Origin of the sequence: Sphingobacterium sp. UBA1897, assembly GCF_002337775.1 — a bacterium.
GTDB lineage: Bacteria > Bacteroidota > Bacteroidia > Sphingobacteriales > Sphingobacteriaceae > Sphingobacterium > Sphingobacterium siyangense.
In genome coordinates, this window is the sequence record NZ_DDGR01000027.1 from 140,136 (window position 1) to 157,563 (window position 17,428).

The following is a 17,428-nucleotide window of genomic DNA, read 5'->3' on the forward strand; positions in this document are numbered from 1 at the left end:
CAGGGTCATTTTTTCACTACTCGTTTTTAAGAAAAAATCAACAAAAATGAAGAAAGTAGCCCTACGGCAACTTTAAGAAAGATTTCTTGTTCACTAGAAAGATTATTTTTTATTTTTTCTAGTGATTTATAGATGGTATTATAGATCGTATGGATCGAAACCTGATTGGCATCAGCGATTTCCTGATAAGAAAGATCCAAAAAAAATCGTTGGTAAATCACCAATCGTTGTTTTGTCCCTAATTGCTCCATATGCTCTGCAACCAACTGTGTTACTGTATTTGTTGTTACCGCACGGATATGTTGGTCTTCAACAGAGTGATGGATTGACGGATCATGGATTTCTTCCACAAAATCCAAATCTGTCAGCTTCAGTGATTCCTTGCGGAAAAGTTTTTGAAAGAAAACCGTAATAATATAATTATGATGATTACGTATCTGACGATTGCTAGACTTTTTCTCCCATAGATGTAGAAACACATCATTCACGCTATCCTGAACACGCTGTACCGACATTTTCTTTTTTAGCCCCAAATAAGAGAGATAGTGGTAATAATGTTTATATAACGTATAAAATGATTCTTCACACTCCTCTGCCACAAATTGGTCCCAAATATTTCTTAGATCTTTTCCGGTTAGTGCAAACATGATATCTTGGTAACAATGACTTTATACAAAAAAAGGAAAGTCTTATTAACAAGAGATTAACCAAAGATGAAGAATAGGAAAATTGTATGTAAATTGGAATTAGAAAATCAATACTAATTCTTCCTATAGCTATAACGGGTAAATAATGGCAAAAAGGCAGGAAAAAACTAATCATTGGAAAATTTTAACACAAAATGGAAAGACGTATATTTCTTGCAGACAGACTTCGCGAAGTTTTTTTGAATGGACGTTGGATTGCCAACACCAACTATCAGGAACAACTATTGAACACGACCTGGAAACAAGCCATAATCAAAATAAATGATCTGAATTCCATCGCTGCCCTAACCTATCATATCAATTATTACCTCGAGGGGTTACTGATGGCATTTAAACACGGAAAATTGGAAATCAGCGATAAGTATAGCTTTGATATCCCGCCTATCCGATCCAAAGCAGACTGGGATACACTCGTAGATCGATTCCTAAAAAACGCAGCCACATTTGCCAACAGCATTGCCCAATTTGAAGAAAACCTCTTCGACCAGCCATTTATTGATAAAAAGTATGGATCTTACCTCAGAAATATCGAAGCTGTAATCGAACATAGCTATTATCACCTTGGTCAGATTTCACTGATCAAAAAGGTAATTCGTCAATCGGAATAAATTGTTATTTCGCTAGTACAGCGAGTTCCTGTTTCACTTTCTCTCGGTATTCCAAACCCCAACTGACCAAAGATTCGGTGACGGGGAACACACTTTTACCATAGGCCGTAATTTTATAAAACACTTTTACGGGGTCTTCACTTGGCTGGCGGGCGACTAACAAGTTTAATTCAAGGTCTCGAAGTTCTTTTGTCAACACTTTTGCAGAAATTCCCTGAATCTCCCGTTCCATTTTTTTGAAATGGATTTCCTGCAACTCCCGATTAGCCAAATAACGTAATATCATCAATTTCCATTTTCCACCCAAAATATCCAGCGCGTCACGCATAGCGCGCAATTCTTCTGTACAACTCGCCTCCCGCATTTGATTTCCGTCCAAAACTTGTCCCATATTGATTTCTAACAACTAGTTACCACTTGTTAACTACCAACAAATATATAGCAAAGGAAAGGTAGATTTGTCATAACAACTATATAAGATGTAAAATCTATGGATGCAGTGTAAATTATTTTCAATTTGATTTTTCATCCCTTAAAATAGATAGAGTTATGAACGCCGTTATATTAGATCAAGACAATCATTTGATAAATGCCAACGTTGACCTTCCTCCATTGAAGCCCAACGAGGTGAAAATTAAAATAATAGCTTCCGCAATCAATCCCATAGACTACCAAATGCGTGAAAATGAATTTGAACGACGTTATTTATATTCCCCCATACTTGGTAGAGAAGGGGCAGGAATTATTACAGATAAAGGTTCAGAAGTAAGTGAATATGCAATTGGAGATGAAGTGTTTTTTGCCTGTGGTAGCATGGGCAGCAACGGGACCTATGCAGCATACATTCATTTACCAGCCGGCCTCGTTGCCCCTAAGCCAAAAAATATTTCTTTTGAGCAAGCAGCAGCACTTCCTACCGCTGGCATCACCGCATTACAGGTTTTCGACAGAGCAACAATTAATCCGCAAGACCATATTTTCCTAACCGGCGCGTCTGGAGGCGTGGGTCTTTTTGTATTAAAATTACTCCTGGCTAACGGCATTAAAAATATCGTGGCAACTGCAGGAAGTATAAGCAGTATTGAAAAATTACACCAACTAGGACTGCAAAAAGACAGCATCATCAATTATCGAAAAGAGAATTTAACGGAAATAATCAAGCGTAGAAGTAATCAGCAGGGTATTGATGTCGCTATCGATGCGGTGGGTCAGCATCTCTCGGAAGTTGCCGCCGCAGTACTAAAACCCTATGGAACTTATATCGACATCACACATTTTACGACCGCGACAGCAAGAGGCCAACTATTTAGTTCGGCCGCACAGATCATCAATATATCCAACTTTATCCACGCGCAAAAACTAAATTATACCTATTTCAAAAATGGGCTGGATCGGATCAGACACAATATTGAGCAAGAAATTATTCAATCCGCCCCTATTTATCTTATTGGTAAACTGAGCCCCGAAACAATAGAAAAAGGGCATCTAATGTTGAAAAACAACCAGACTCAAGGCAATAAATTAATTATACAAAATCAATGAGAACTATACCTAGACGAATCGTGACAGGCATACGTGCCGGCAAATCCTTTATCGAAGCGGATGCATTGGTCGATAATGTATCGGAGCACTATCCCAATCTCGTTATTTCCGATATCTGGCAAACCAGTCAAATGCCGGCCAAGTTTGAGAAAGAGCATCCCATAGAAAACACTGCTATACCCCAAGTCATCAAAAATGGCACGTACTTCCGCTATGTACAGATCCCACCTGATCGGGACCTTGGTATAGAAACAGCGATTGGCATCCCTCATCCCCTCATGCATCAGACAGCAAGTTTAGATTACATCGTTATTCTTTCAGGGGAGATTTACTTGATTACAGACACAGAAGAAACGCTTTTACAGGCCGGCGATATTGTCATCCAGCGTGGCACGAATCATGCATGGAGCAATCGTTCCGATCAAATGTGCCTGCAATTGGCAATTCTAATCGATGCGAATTAAAACGCGAATTAAAAATCTACCTATTGCTCAATCGGCAAACTAAACATAGCGTCGATTGAATCACATCGAATTTATTTTGCATGAACACCGCAATTTTTCTAAGTTTGGACTTCATGATAGCAGCATATTTTCGGTCTTTGCATCTGTTCGAGGAAGAAGAGATCAATCAAATTGTTCAGCTTTTTGAATACAGAAAGCTGAACAAAAACGACTTTTTTGTTAAAGAGAATCAACCTTGTCATGAGGTTGCTTTTATACAATCAGGGATCTTCCGTTCTTATTATAGCAGTGCAAACAAGGAAGATATTACCTATTGTTTCCGCTTTCCCAATACTTGGATAGCGGCCTACTCCTCCTTTATTACAGGCGGGCCGAGTACGGAGACCATGCAGGCCATCACCCCTGCCGAACTATGGACGATCAAAAAAAACACCATTGATACACTCGCTATAAATAGCCTAAAATGGACAAAGTACCTTAAAATGATTGCCGAGGAACAATATCTTGAGCTTGAAAAGCGCGTCTTTCAATTGCAAAAAGAAACCGCATCACAACGTTATGCCAATTTACTCAAAGATCATCCTGAGTTTATCCAACAACTTCCTTTACAATATCTTGCATCCTATTTGGGCATTACACAACGTCATTTAAGTCGTATTCGCAGCGAAATTTCTTTTTAGACATTTGTCCTATAAAGACGGTGGTTCTATCGCTACTTTTGTGATGTAATACGACATCATGCAGAAAAAAATACTGATTATCAATGGTCACCCGAATCGGGAATCCTTCAATTTTGGCATTGCAAATGCTTATCAAGAAGCTGCGGTAGCGTCCGGAGCTACAGTACGAACAATCCATATTATTGACCTGGACTTCAATCCAAACCTTGAATTTGGTTATCGTAAACGGACAGAACTTGAGCAGGACCTACTTCTTGCCTGGGAGGACATCTTATGGGCCGATCATTTGGTCTGGATACATCCCGTTTGGTGGGGCGGTCTTCCTGCCTTGATGAAGGGCTTTATCGATAGATTATTTTTACCTGGACGGGCCTTTCAATACCGCGAAAATTCTCTTTTTTGGGACAAATTGCTAAAAGGAAAATCTGCCCGGATTATTACAACACTCGATCAACCAAGTTGGTATTATGCATTAGTTTACGGCAGACCAAGTGTTAATCAACTAAAAAGATCTACCCTTCAATTTTGTGGAATATCGCCCGTTAAAGTCACCTATATCGGAATTATCAAAACTTCCGATCCTATTAAACGGAATAAATGGCTACAAAAAGTACAACAGTTGGGACACAAACAAGCTTAAGCGCAATCTAAACGCATTAAGACTGCTTGTCAAATGATAATGAGGAGCACTTTTTGCCAAATGGCAATTGTCCTCCGCTTTGCAAGCCCTAGCTTTGACCATAAATTCAAGACAAACGCAATATGGACATTCTAATTGGGCTCCAATGGGGAGACGAAGGTAAAGGAAAATTCATTGATCTGATCGGAAGCGACTATGACATTATCGCTCGATTTAATGGAGGTGCGAATGCCGGACATAGTATTTATTATCAAGGTAACAAAATTACGCTTAAACTACTCCCATCGGGAATTTTTTCGTCGCATGTCAAAAACATTATTGGCACCGGTGTGGTGGTTGACCCATTAGCATTCAAAGCGGAAATTGAAGAACTAGCGCACATTATGCCAGATCAAGATCTCTTCAATAGGATTTTGATATCCCAAAAAGCGCATCTCGTTTTACCTACCCATCGCTATTGGGATATCTATATGGAACAGTCTCCATTGTATCGCACGATAGGAACGACCAAAAATGGAATTGCGCCAAGCTATTCCAATAAAATACTAAGACAGAACCTTCGTGTTGGTGATATTCACTCGGATAGTTTTAATACGGACGTATATCAAATTTTAAATCGTCAATACAATGAACTACAGCTTCTCGGGCAAGAAATGCCTGCATTCGAAGAGCTCTATCACGATTTTATTCAAGGATGCACTTCGTTAAAGCAAGTATCAATTATAGATACTGAAATCTTTCTTAACAAGGCTATCCAAGATGGCAAGAAGGTATTGGCGGAAGGTGCGCAGGCAACCCTACTTGACATCGACCATGGAAGTTATCCCTATGTGACCTCATCAAATACGATTGCCTCCGCAGCCTGTGTAAGCTTGGGCGTGTCGCCTAAACTGGTGGACAAAATTTATGGCGTTACAAAAGCCTATTGCACCCGTGTGGGTAATGGCATTTTCCCAACCGAGATCACAGGACAAGCTGCCAATGATTTACGGGAAAAAGGAGCTGAATTCGGTTCCAATACCAAGCGTCCCCGTCGTGTCGGCTGGCTGGATCTTCCAGCATTAAAATATGCCATCATGTTAAATGGAGTCACTCAGCTTGTTCTTACGAAAGCCGACATCTTAAACGAAATGGCTGAGATTCCCGTCTGTACACATTATGAAATAGATGAACAAAAAATTTCCTTAGCATTTCCCCAATCCGCTGAACAAGAAATTAAACCGATCTGGAAATCTTTAAAAGGTTGGAATACCGATTTCTCTAATATCAAGCAGGCAAACTTACTTCCAGAAACCTTGGGTGCATTTATCTCATTTTTAGAAGAAGAGTTACAAGTTCCCATAAAGTATCTTTCAACAGGACCTCAACGTGAAGAATTGATTAACTTAGCAAAGTAATATAAAGGTAACATGGAGCAATTACTGGAATACATCCGAAAATTTGGACAGCTCGATTTGCGAGAAGAGAACTTAATTCGACAGGCATTCGAAAAAAAAAGTATTCCAAAGTCAAGCTATTTTGTCGCTTGCGGTAAAGTAAACAATAGCATTGCTTTTGTGGAATCGGGGGTATTCCGTTCGCTCTATTACAATAGTAAAGGTGACGATTTTACGCGTTATTTTATCTATGAAGGTCGTTTTATTGGGGATCTTCAGAGCTTCTTGGATCGAACACCTTCCAATGACTATATAGAATCCCTCACAGATACCGAGATCTGGAGCCTTGATTTTGACAATTTTACGCTCCTTGAAAAGGAAATTAAAGTTTGGCCATTGTTAATGGCCAAACTTTATGGTTTTGTAGTGGAAAGTAAGCTAAAAACGGCAAATACCATGATGAATCTCGATGCCAAAGAACGCTATCTACTATTCTTGAAGCTTTACCCTGGTTTGGCAAATCGTGTTCCATTAGCCATGTTAGCATCCTATTTAGGGATTACCGCATCATCCCTGAGCCGGATTCGGAAAAATATCTAGTCCCCTCGCAGCATCTAAATCAAATCGCACCCCCTAATGCATTAGTCACACGAATACGAATCCTTTCGATCAACTTCGATCATTGCGATAAAATTGTAGCCTGAGCCGTTTTACCAACGATAAAGCAGCCTTGTAGTGAAGACATTATCTTTCAGATCAGCCGAAAAGTTTGGTAAACTTGTGGTTTCGTTTGTTACATGCTCATTATATACGGTCAATTTTATCCTATTGTTAATCTGATATGCAAGACCATAGCCCAGCGTACTAAACTTAACATCTCCGTCGGCTGTAAAATTATCGGGCATGCCGATTGTCATGCCACTTGCTTTAGTATTTGGATCATAGACGTCATACGCTAACAGCGCAGTTATACCGGTCTTAGCAATCTCTTGCGTAAACCAAAGATAATATCCGTTAAATTTTCGTTGATAAAGGTCTGTTGTCGGTTGGGTCGTAAAACTTCTGCTTGCGTAAGGCCCTTTGATATCGGCACCACCCGCTACCCCTGGCTGATCACCAGCAACATATTCTGTTTTAAAGCTGGACTTTCCCAAGCTACTATCAAATTCCAACTGTAAATTGGCGCCATAATAATTCCGACCGATCGCCCGGCCTTCATTCTCGTCGCTGGTATGTGCTGTATAACCATTGCTATTGGGCGTATAATAAGTTTTCGTATCATTACGAACCGAACCTTTATAGAATGAGCCACCAAATCCCAAATGAAGTTTTTTATCCGCTAGGCTATCAAATTTAAAAGCAAGATTACCGATCAGATCTTTTTTGGAATCATAATCTTTAGCCGAATGGCCACTACCATTAACCAAGGCTAAATCTAAGTTTAAGAATTTAGCTTTACCGCCAGGGTGATAGCTTACCATCCCTCCAAGATCACGCTCCCTCGGCATCAGAGTCTGGAATACACGTGCCCGTTCCGGAAAATCACGATAGCCGGATGAGTAGACAATAGAGTATCCAAAAGGTCTATTGAAAAGACCCGCCGTTAAACTTAGGCCTTTTTGGCTTGGGTGACGCAATTGAATAAAAGCGTCCATCAGTTGTACACCGTCTTGAGTAGCGTCCAATTGAAAGACAATACTGGAGTACGTATCCACGCGGTCAATTTTAAGACGCCCTCTGCGGATCATAAATCTGTTATCCGAATTCTTTGAAAAATCACCACCCGAAAAGGAAGTAATTCCGGGAGATTGCGCTTTCTGAAACTGTGTCTGAAGGTACCCCGTAATCTTGATATCATGTGGATCATAGCTGGAGGGCGCATTATTATTTTGCGCAAGCGCTACGACAGGACCTATCAGGGCTAAGAGTAAAAGTGCTTTTTTCATGAGAATTTTAAATAAATTATCTTTTTCGCTTGTGATGATATGATACGAGTAGAATCATTTTTCCATCTTCTATTCCATCATCTTTCAACGGCGTAAAAATAGATTCTCAATATTAAGTTAATATTAATAAATTGTTAGTCTATTAATTTATATACATAAAATTAACGATTTGGTAATACATAGCGATGTAAAAAACATGTTAAAAAGCCACTCTCTGATAATAACATTTATTTCCATTTAGTCCATTAAAAAAAATTATATGTAACATGGCTGTATATTATATATCTTTAATATTGATTTCTTTTAAAATTTCTATCCATAAGAGATGCTATAAACAATCTGGAAATAATTCCCACGTTCAAATAACCGCATATAATAGTATTTTAGGATGTCAAATTCACCTGCAATCGAATGAATTCTTATTTTTGCCGATTAATTCTTAAAATCCAGTTTTCATGTTTAATCCTTTCAAGAATTAAACCCTTCATTAATACCTGCGATATTTGTCGTTTTAAACACTTACTTTTCCAAAAACAATAAGTAATGTTAGCCAGTTTAAGATTCGCCTTGTAGGAACTCCCCCATTTATAACGACTTCGGCACAATATTATCAACTATATTACAGCTAATATAGTTTCCCATATATCTAGAAGATTTTTTGGCCCATTAGTCATAACCGAAACTTAAACATCATAGATGTTTGCTATGTTAGTAGATATAAGCTCCCCAGAACAAAAAGAGCCATATCTAAAATAGATATAGCTCTTATTTAAAGATAATTATTACCTAATCATAAAGCTCGTAAGTCGGCAAATAAGATCTTGTTATAACGATAGGATCTTGATTATAACCATTCTTCGGATATAGTGTGACTGTTACTTTCACGACAAACTTATTTGATGTAAAGTTTGTATTCATTAAAGGAGTTTCATAATCCTGAGTTGGATCAGTCTGTGCCGGCGGCGTCGGACCTGAAAAAACCTGAGCATAAGCATTTTTAAGAATGACATTTTTACCATCATCATAGGCTAGATTCTGGTTATAATTATGAATCACACCTATAGATGACGGCCCATTCCATTGTAGACTATTATTAAATTTTTCATAATAAAATAAATCTGTGGAAACCGTATAATTAGTTATTTCAGATAATAAATCAGGATTTATCTCGACCTGGATTGATGATGGATCAATATCAACTGATCGAATATATTGATCTGTTGTACCTTCTAAAAACTGGGCTGTCTTAGGCATTAAAACTTTTGGTGTTTTCTTTAAATTCCAAACTCCAAAACGTTTGTTAAAATATGGATAGAGAGTATTATTGATTGTCGTATAATCAGTTCCCGGCAACAACAAATTTGCTACCGGAGAAACATTAGTTGCCTCGCTCCCGGTAATCGTACCATTTAGTGTTACTGTTCCTTGGGTCTTAAATTCAAGTTTTTGTGTTGTTGAAGTATCAACTGACTTTTTACCTATGAAAGATCCGAATAATAAGTTAATTCCAGCAGTTACCAACTCGCTAACTCCTCCAGAAACAACGCTACTTATCGCAGAAGCTGCGAGTTTTATTACCGAAGATGTAGATGCTGAAAGCTTATCGTTGACATACTTTTTAGCTTCAGATCCAGCTGATTTAGCAGCGGAACTGCGTGCATCGGCCCATGAATTTTTTGAGGAGGATGTGACTATAGATCCATTCGAATTTAAATCTAAATCTCCAGTTAACGCTACATCCTGAATATTTTTATTATATGTAGATATATAGAAATAAACTGGTTGGGTTACTCCACTGTCATAAGTAAACTCCGTGTCGAAAGCATTCCACCCACGATTTATAGTCTTAGCAATACTCTCATTAGTAATATTAGACGAAATAAAGGTCGGATTAGTAACTTTTGCATCCATTGGGGAAGCAAAATATCCTGCGTTATTTAACAATGCATTATTTCCCGTTAAAGATATCCCCCACATTCCATTTGAGCCCGACGTAACATTATCATTTAAAAAATAAAATGTTCGCAAAACACCTGTAAACTTATTATATAGGATAAAATAATTCTGCCCCACTTGCCCGGGCGTTTGACATAGGTTATAAACAAGTTCCCAACCATCAGCTTTTTTATAGTCATTCAAAATATAATTGGGTATTGCGGTAATGGCACTACTATACCAAGGTAAGATTCTAGTGCTCCCACCAGGCAAGGTTATATTGGTATTCACCTCCCAGTCGAAAAAAGGTGTATAAACATTTCCAGTACCATTTACTGTTGCCTTTTTTGATAATTTAATATCATCTGACTGAACTAAAACATTGTCTTTCTGGCAACTTGAAAGACACAATACGGAAATTAAAAGAGGTAGAGAACTCTTGCTTTTCATAATAATTGTAATTGTAATTGTAATCGATTTAATGATAGTAAATATACTTTAAGCTTAACGGAGAAATAGCTTTTGCACAAATAAATTAAAAATAATATTAAACCTTTTATAATTTCCATTTAAAACAGTTTCTTGTAATAGAAGATCTCTCAAAATCAGGAAGTTGTTCAGCATAATCTAGGAACTTCTCCAAAAAGGAAAATTATTATTTCTTGAATAATATATAACTAGTCCTTTCCGACAAACGATAGGGCCTCAAGTCTGAGGCCCATAAAAAAAATTTTACTTGCTATTTGATCTTACCAACCATTATTTTGAATTAAATTAGGGTTAATTGTCACATCATTTTCCGGCAATCCCCAAATAAATTTAGGATCATTTGCATCAACTTTTTTGCTTGAAAACTCACTTCCGTCTCTCACTAGATCAAAAGATTGAGGATCTCTTCTTTGGAATCCTTCTCCCCAACGTTTTAAGTCATCTAATCTAAATCCTTCAAAAGCTAATTCCCTAAAACGTTCGTCTTTGATATCATTGAAAAGTACATTTCCCGACGTAGCAACGGCACTTAATCCTCTTGAAACACGGAGCAGATTCAAATATTTCAGAGCTAAAGCTTCATTCCCTGATTTATAGGCTGATTCAGCAGCAATTAAATAATACTCTGCAATTCTGAAGACTTTAGGGGCTACATAGTTTGTTCCTTTATTAATGTTTAATCCTGTTGCAGTAGACCCGGCAAATTTATTCACAACAATACCATTCATACTCTTGCCCATCATTGTCACTTTAGCTTCGAGAAAATAAATAGATTTTCTAAAATCGTTATCTGAGAACTTATCAACAACCCACTTTGACGGCAAAAAATCAGGTCTATAATCACTATTAGCAGTGCTATAACCATAAGTAGGAGATATTGTATTAGGCAACTCATCAGGTCTGCTTACTTTAGGTTGATAGATCACTTCAGCACCACTATCTTCAAACCAAAGCTTTTTAAGATCGTCTTGAGTTTTAACCAATGGATATAAGCCACCGTTAATTAAACTCTCTGCTCCGCTTCTCGCTCCAGCCCAATCCCCCATATAGAATTTGACACGTGTCTCCAATGCAGTTACCGCATCGATAGTAAATCGTGTAGAAGCAACTTTCCCAGGAATAGAGGCAAGATTAGTCTTAGCAACAGATAAGTCTGCCAAAATTTGTTTGTAAACAGCTTCCATTGTAGCACGAGCAGGTTTACCTTCTAGATCTGGTGTTAACACTAAGGGAACCGCTAGGTCAGAAGAAGCTGTAGTCGAATTATAGGCCTTTCCAAAACGAAGCGCTAAATTAAAGTAATAATATGCTCGAGCAAAATGTGCATCACCAATATACTGACTCATTTGACTTTTTTCAGCATCACTATTTAGTGGGATTGTTGCAAATCCTTCTAACGCTGTATTAATGTTATTAATGCCTGAATAATACCCACTATAGATATCTCTCAATTCATAATTGCCTGATAAAAAGTCAGTCCAACGATGTTCAGATCCCAGTCTATTTCCATAGTCTACGGTAGCATTAAGCTGATCTGCCTGGATATCGGTGACATAGGTATAGATTCCATATACTCTGCCCCTAAAATATGAGTAAAATCCATTATCCCAATATTTTGCATCGCTAACTGTTTTGAACGATTGGGAAAGTTCAATGCTATCTTCTGGATATTTATCTATATTACACGATTGAATCAATGTACCGATAAAAAGAGCTCCTAGTATATATTTTAGTTTATTCATTGTTATTCTTTAAATATGATTAAAATAATAATTCTAATCCGATCACAGATTGTTTCGTATTCGGATTACGTCCATAAGTTAAATTCGAGTCTACCTCTGGATCAGGGCCCAAATATTTCGTTGCTGTAAACAGATTCCTTCCTGTGTAGTAAATCTTAGCACCAGTAAAGAATTTTTGACCAGCTAAAAATGACTTAGGTAAGTTATATCCAAAACTTAACCCTTTAAGTCTGAGGAAAGAGGCATTTTCTAATAATCCAGAATCAAATTGGTTTACCTGTCCATATTTAGGATATTTTGTAACATCTCCTGGTTGTTTCCAATAATCAGTGACTTCCTTCAGTTGATTATATCCCGCAAAATTATACGAATTGGCAAAGAAATACCTGTCATTATTTATTAAATATTTTCCGTTAGAAAACGTAAAGTCAACATTCAAAAAGAAACCTTTATACCCAGACGCAAAACCAAATCCGCCATTGAAAGGAGGATAACGTTTGATTCCAGTACTTTGCTGCAATGCTGTAGCACTAAATACAGATGTCACGTTATTAGGATCCTTATTTGTTTGTGAAATATCATCCCCAGGAACATACCACTGCATTAAACCATTATCAGGATTAACACCGGCTTGGATAGGATAGAAAAACTCTACTGGACGCCCAACCACATAGCTTACTCCCGTATTAGGAACCACCCACCAATTCTTATTTTGGAATAATTCAGTCACTTTTTGATTTACCACGCCAAATTTAGCATATGGTGTGAAGTAGAAGTCTCTTCCTCTGAGTACATCAATACTAAAGTCAACGTTAAAACCATTGTTGACAAGGCCACCTACATTTGAAGTAATTTCACTGAAACCGCTCGTGTAAGCATAAGGAACATCCATTAACATGTTTTTAGTAACCCGATGAAAATATTCAACATCTAAGTTAATACGGTCAAACAATCTAGTAGATACACCAACTGTGGTTTTTGTCTGTTTTTCCCAAGATAAATTCGGGTTCCCCGGACTAGAAACTGACCATCCAGTCGCACCATCATAAATATTTGTACCGACGATGGATAAAGATTCATAATTTCCTATATCCGAATTACCTTGAGTACCTGTACTTGCGCGTACTTGCAGTGTATTAAGCCAATTTATATCTTTTAAAAAAGCTTCTTTTTTTGCATCCCATTTTCCACCTAAAGACCAAAATGTTGCCTTTTTATTATTTTTACCAAATCGCGATGATTCATCTTGGCGAACAGTACCATCAAAGAAATACTGGTTATTAAAATTATAGGAAACTCTACCAAAATACGAGTTGTAGGCGTAAGCGTATTTAGTTTGACCAACTGCTTTATCAATAGTAGTTGCAGACAACAATATTAAACGATCGTCAGTTAACCCGCCACCAGAAGCATTGAAGGATTCATAGTTAAAATCTGTAAATTCTTGACCTCCTAATACAGTAAAATTATGCAGATTTTGGAGATTCCATTTATATTCAATCGTATTGGTAATTGTTCTCGACACCCCTTGTTGATGTTCTTCAGCAGTAGTACCCTTACCCAAATTACCTAGGTATGACGGCAGGCGTTGAGTTGAAATATTATAGTTATAATAATCCATCCCTGCTTGAGAACGCAAAGTCAACCCCGTAAAAGGTTGCACCTGGATAAAGGCATTAGGGTTAAATTGCTGATTTTTTCCTTTGGAAGGGTTTTTGTCTGCTAAATATCTCGGTGAATATCTACCTAGTCCAGGAATTGTTTGATCATAATACTCATTCCCATTTTCGTCGATTGGTGTATAAAAAGGCGGAGCAAGTAAAGATAAACCGCCATTTGTACTGTTAGATCCCCATCCGTTGGTTTCTCTTCTATCATAACCACCAGCCAAATTCAATCCTACTGTTGTCCATTTATTCACTTTAGAAGTTATATTACTTCTCAGCGTAATACGATCGAAACCAGAGCGGTACATTAAACCTGTTTGGTCCATATAACCAGTTGAGATATAGTATTGTGTTTTTTCAGATCCCCCAGAAACATTCAGATCATATTGCTTTAATGGCACATTCTTTTTATAATAATATTCATCCCAGCGAGTATCATTAGGCCAATCCTGTCTAATTTTATCAATTTGTGCCTGTGTTCTATATCCTGTTTCTAACCAAAAATTTAATAACTCATCTGTAGTCATAAAGTTGTCGGCTGCTTTTCTAGATGCAAGATCATTCCATCCATATTGAGCCCGTGCTGTAATGGTCGCACGCTCTCCAATTCTTCCCTTTTTCGATGTAAAATAAATTACACCGTTGGCTGCGCGAGATCCATAAATAGATGTAGCAGCTGCATCTTTTAACACGGTTATACTTTCAAAATCTTCAGGGTTCATAGATACAATTGAGCCAGCTCCGACGGGGATACCATCTAATACCATGAGCGGGGTTGAACTTGCTCCCAATGAACCTACTCCATCCAACCGAATAGACTGCGTAGCAGAAGGTTCACCCGAAGATGTAAACACCTGTAATCCCGGAACTTTACCAGACAAAGCCTCTAGTGCGTTTGCTGTAGGTTTTCCTTTTATTTCTTCACTACTGACCCGTGTCATAGAGCCAACTGTTGACCCAATTGTCCTTCCAGTTCCGTATCCAACAACAACAACCTCTTCCAAATTAGCGTTCGACGAAGTTAATGTGATACTATAATTGGTTTGATTTCCTATGGTAATTACTTTATCATCATAACCTATCGAACGAAAAATCAATTTCCCCCCCACTGGCACGGTTATTGTGTAGTTCCCTTGTGAATCAGTTTTAGTAGCAACGTTCGACCCTTGCACGGCTACTGTTGCATCGGCAACATTTTCTCCGTTGGAAGAAACTACCTTACCTGTAATTTTCTTTTCTTGAGCGAATGCTACCGAAGTTAGAATAGCACCCCCCAATAAAAAACTGAGTAGTTTGTGTTTCATATGTTTATGTTTAATTAAGTATGTTTATTTAAAATTCCTGGCAATAAAAATATCGGCTAGCCAATTTACTTTTCAATAATTCCTTTTAGCTAATAGTTAGTCATGCATTTTCAATTGAGCTATGCTAGCTGTTAAAAAAATGTTAAATGCAAATTTATAACTTTTTTTAACTTTTGCAATGCGCAGATAACTTTGTAGTAACATTTATATAACCCAAAAAACTTAAAGTATTGATAATAAACACTATATTCTCAAAATTACAACGTAACAAAATATAATTATTTCACAACACCCCGAGCTTTCTTGTAAAAGAGTAAATTTAACAGAAAAATTAGCGTACCTTTCCCAAGTTTTTTCGAGATACCTTTTTATGTCTAAAAAATCAAGAAAAATGTCAAAAACAAAAAAACGCGTTAAAATATATAAAAATAAAAAAGCTCTCAAAAAGTCAATTCTTTTAGAAGCTTCATATATTTCATCTTCATTACGCTAATAGTATTTTTGTCTGGTCACACTGAGATCGGAAATAATGTCACCTAAATTATTATCAATAGCTTTTATATTTATCTTTTTAAGCATCTAATTTTGGTATTTCACTCTCAATCAAACCATTAAAGGAGATAAATTATATCTTTATCCAACTATTGATCTATTCAATCAGGAAATGATCAAGTTTAAACTCGCTGATAGACCAGTTTTCACAATACATATGCACAAAAAAGCACTACCTTAAGGAAAGGGAGCTTCACAACTAATTTTACATTCTGAGCATGACTGGCAGTACCCAATGCGGGTATCAGCAATTTCTAAAAGCACGCGAAATTACCCCAAATATGTTCAGAAAAAGTAGTTATCTAGTTATTGCCAGAATTGAAAACTTCTCTGGAGTATTAAAGCCTGTACTTTTCTATCTGACAGAATTTAAGTCCTTAGACTGATCAAAAAATATAAAAGAGAATATTCGTTATTACAATAATGAACGGTTAAAATTGAATCTAAATAGAATGAGTCCGAAGAAATTCCGGACTCATTATTATTGATCTGTAAATAAATTTGTGCAATATTTTGGACTCTATTCAATAAGATGATCAGTTAATTGTTTTTTATATGCAATTGATTTTTAATCATCATTTGCCAATCCAGTATAGCGATATCCAGTAATTCGATAACGATCGAAACCATTGCCAACAGGATCATCATCATCAAATTTAATCTCAAAAACTACACTATCGGCTTTCATGCCACTAGGCGTTGTAGCAGCAGCCTTTAAAATTTTACCGTTTGTAACTGTAAATTTGGAATCATAGCTTACGTTTTGGACATCTTCTCCTGAAAAAGTTAAAGCATTTACATCTCCATTTATTATCCCTTTGAAATCCCAAAAATTGCCTCTATCTTCTATCCAAATTTTGGATACATCATTACTTTCAGTATTATAAGTTGCTAACATAAAATGCCCTAAACCGTAAACATCTTTTTCAAATAAAGAACCATCGGCTTTCAATGCATCAGCAGTTACATACCATTCACCAGCAAGCTTCTGTGTGGCTGTACCTTCAACTTCATCTTTCTTACATGATTGAAATGTGAGAAAACAAAATCCTATTATATAAAATATCTTTTTCATACTATTATTTCAAAATTATGTTAAAGTTAAATCCAGCATAAACAGCTGTAAAACTGATGGTTTTCGTAGCTGGATCAAATTTAGCATTTTCCAATGCTGATAAGCTATCCCCCCATCCTGCAACAAAGCTTTCTATGAGGGTTAGTGTATTGTCACTATTTAACTTTAACTTACCGAGTGCAGCGTACTTTATACCATATCCAGCTCTTTTATCATAATATCCTCCTAAAAAGTCTGTTATCGTAAAAATCCCAGGCGCGGTTTGATAAACAGCAATCGTGTAACCACTAAATGCAACAGATCCATTTCTATTGCTACCGGCTTGAACAATATATCCTTTTGAGGGCATAACACTAGATGTTGGATCATAAACATATACATCTCTAGTTACTTCTGCCTTATAACCTTCGGCATTTGCAATGGAGTAATTAACCTCGTAAGGCCCAATTTTACTAGGATTAATTGTTGATTTAACCACCACCTTTTCTGAGACATCATTTCCATCAATTGTAGCGATATACCCAGGTTCACTAAATGTGCCTCCTAATGGTAAAGTTACACGACTTGCCCCCTCAATGCTCAACAAAGGAAAGCTTGTCACATGGGTATAACCTTCTGTTGTTTCCTTTTTACAAGCTTGCAATAAGCACAAGGCCAACATAAAAGGTATAATATTATATATAAATCTTTTCATTACTTTT

General features: G+C 37.0%; 16 protein-coding genes. 8 read left to right on the forward strand and 8 right to left on the reverse strand.

The genetic code is table 11. The features are described from left to right. Nucleotides 1–26 precede the first annotated feature (26 nt). Nucleotides 27–647, reverse strand: coding sequence for an RNA polymerase sigma factor (locus tag B4N43_RS19060; protein WP_075991344.1), 621 nt, complete (start codon nt 645–647; stop codon nt 27–29). Nucleotides 648–841: 194 nt separating this feature from the next. Here B4N43_RS19060 and B4N43_RS19065 point away from each other — a divergent pair, with 194 nt between their 5' ends. Then, nucleotides 842–1,315 (forward strand): DinB family protein, encoded by a 474-nt coding sequence (locus tag B4N43_RS19065; protein WP_075991343.1) that lies wholly within the window; start codon nt 842–844, stop codon nt 1,313–1,315. Between the two features lie 4 nt (nt 1,316–1,319). Here the strand turns inward: B4N43_RS19065 and B4N43_RS19070 are convergent, their stop codons facing one another. Continuing rightward, nucleotides 1,320–1,706 carry a winged helix-turn-helix transcriptional regulator gene (locus B4N43_RS19070; protein WP_286735865.1) on the reverse strand — a complete coding sequence of 129 codons (387 nt, stop codon included), beginning with the start codon at nt 1,704–1,706 and terminating at the stop codon, nt 1,320–1,322. Nucleotides 1,707–1,864: 158 nt separating this feature from the next. Here B4N43_RS19070 and B4N43_RS19075 point away from each other — a divergent pair, with 158 nt between their 5' ends. The 6 genes from B4N43_RS19075 (at nt 1,865) to B4N43_RS19100 (ending at nt 6,617) form a co-directional block, all read left to right on the forward strand. After that, nucleotides 1,865–2,857 carry a quinone oxidoreductase family protein gene (locus tag B4N43_RS19075; RefSeq protein ID WP_286735866.1) on the forward strand — a complete coding sequence of 331 codons (993 nt, stop codon included), beginning with the start codon at nt 1,865–1,867 and terminating at the stop codon, nt 2,855–2,857. After that, nucleotides 2,854–3,321 carry a cupin domain-containing protein gene (locus B4N43_RS19080; RefSeq protein ID WP_286735867.1) on the forward strand — a complete coding sequence of 156 codons (468 nt, stop codon included), beginning with the start codon at nt 2,854–2,856 and terminating at the stop codon, nt 3,319–3,321. The genes B4N43_RS19075 and B4N43_RS19080 overlap by 4 nt, the downstream gene beginning before the upstream one ends. Nucleotides 3,322–3,401: 80 nt before the next feature. Beyond that, a complete protein-coding gene (locus B4N43_RS19085) occupies nt 3,402–4,001 on the forward strand; it encodes a Crp/Fnr family transcriptional regulator (protein WP_286735868.1) in 600 nt (199 codons plus the stop codon). Nucleotides 4,002–4,059: 58 nt separating this feature from the next. Then, nucleotides 4,060–4,641 (forward strand): NAD(P)H-dependent oxidoreductase, encoded by a 582-nt coding sequence (locus tag B4N43_RS19090; RefSeq protein ID WP_120335396.1) that lies wholly within the window; start codon nt 4,060–4,062, stop codon nt 4,639–4,641. A 122-nt stretch (nt 4,642–4,763) separates the two neighbouring features. Further along, complete coding sequence (locus B4N43_RS19095; RefSeq protein WP_286735869.1) at nt 4,764–6,038, forward strand: adenylosuccinate synthase; 1,275 nt, start codon at nt 4,764–4,766, stop codon at nt 6,036–6,038. Nucleotides 6,039–6,050: 12 nt separating this feature from the next. Next, nucleotides 6,051–6,617 (forward strand): Crp/Fnr family transcriptional regulator, encoded by a 567-nt coding sequence (locus tag B4N43_RS19100; RefSeq protein WP_182982790.1) that lies wholly within the window; start codon nt 6,051–6,053, stop codon nt 6,615–6,617. A 110-nt stretch (nt 6,618–6,727) separates the two neighbouring features. Here B4N43_RS19100 and B4N43_RS19105 read toward each other — a convergent pair whose 3' ends face one another. The 4 genes from B4N43_RS19105 to B4N43_RS19120 all read right to left on the reverse strand — a co-directional run bounded on the left by B4N43_RS19105 (nt 6,728) and on the right by B4N43_RS19120 (nt 15,100). Beyond that, complete coding sequence (locus tag B4N43_RS19105; protein WP_075991338.1) at nt 6,728–7,963, reverse strand: porin; 1,236 nt, start codon at nt 7,961–7,963, stop codon at nt 6,728–6,730. A 786-nt stretch (nt 7,964–8,749) separates the two neighbouring features. After that, nucleotides 8,750–10,348 carry a hypothetical protein gene (locus B4N43_RS19110; RefSeq protein ID WP_286735870.1) on the reverse strand — a complete coding sequence of 533 codons (1,599 nt, stop codon included), beginning with the start codon at nt 10,346–10,348 and terminating at the stop codon, nt 8,750–8,752. 299 nt (nt 10,349–10,647) lie between these two features. Next, the gene (locus B4N43_RS19115) at nt 10,648–12,129 is read right to left on the reverse strand and encodes a RagB/SusD family nutrient uptake outer membrane protein (RefSeq protein ID WP_286735871.1); all 1,482 of its coding nucleotides are present in this window, start codon (nt 12,127–12,129) and stop codon (nt 10,648–10,650) included. Nucleotides 12,130–12,148: 19 nt separating this feature from the next. Next, nucleotides 12,149–15,100: a SusC/RagA family TonB-linked outer membrane protein gene (locus tag B4N43_RS19120; RefSeq protein ID WP_286735872.1), complete on the reverse strand. Its 2,952-nt coding sequence runs from the start codon at nt 15,098–15,100 to the stop codon at nt 12,149–12,151. A 947-nt stretch (nt 15,101–16,047) separates the two neighbouring features. On the opposite strand from B4N43_RS19120, the gene B4N43_RS25560 reads away from it, so the two are divergent. Next, the gene (locus tag B4N43_RS25560; protein ID WP_376749023.1) at nt 16,048–16,140 is read left to right on the forward strand and encodes an IS3 family transposase; all 93 of its coding nucleotides are present in this window, start codon (nt 16,048–16,050) and stop codon (nt 16,138–16,140) included. 80 nt (nt 16,141–16,220) lie between these two features. Here the strand turns inward: B4N43_RS25560 and B4N43_RS19125 are convergent, their stop codons facing one another. Further along, nucleotides 16,221–16,727, reverse strand: coding sequence for a lipid-binding protein (locus B4N43_RS19125; protein WP_286735873.1), 507 nt, complete (start codon nt 16,725–16,727; stop codon nt 16,221–16,223). Between the two features lie 4 nt (nt 16,728–16,731). After that, nucleotides 16,732–17,421, reverse strand: a complete 690-nt coding sequence (locus B4N43_RS19130) for a BT_2262 family domain-containing protein (RefSeq protein WP_286735874.1) — start codon at nt 17,419–17,421, stop codon at nt 16,732–16,734. Between the last annotated feature and the right edge of the window lie 7 nt (nt 17,422–17,428).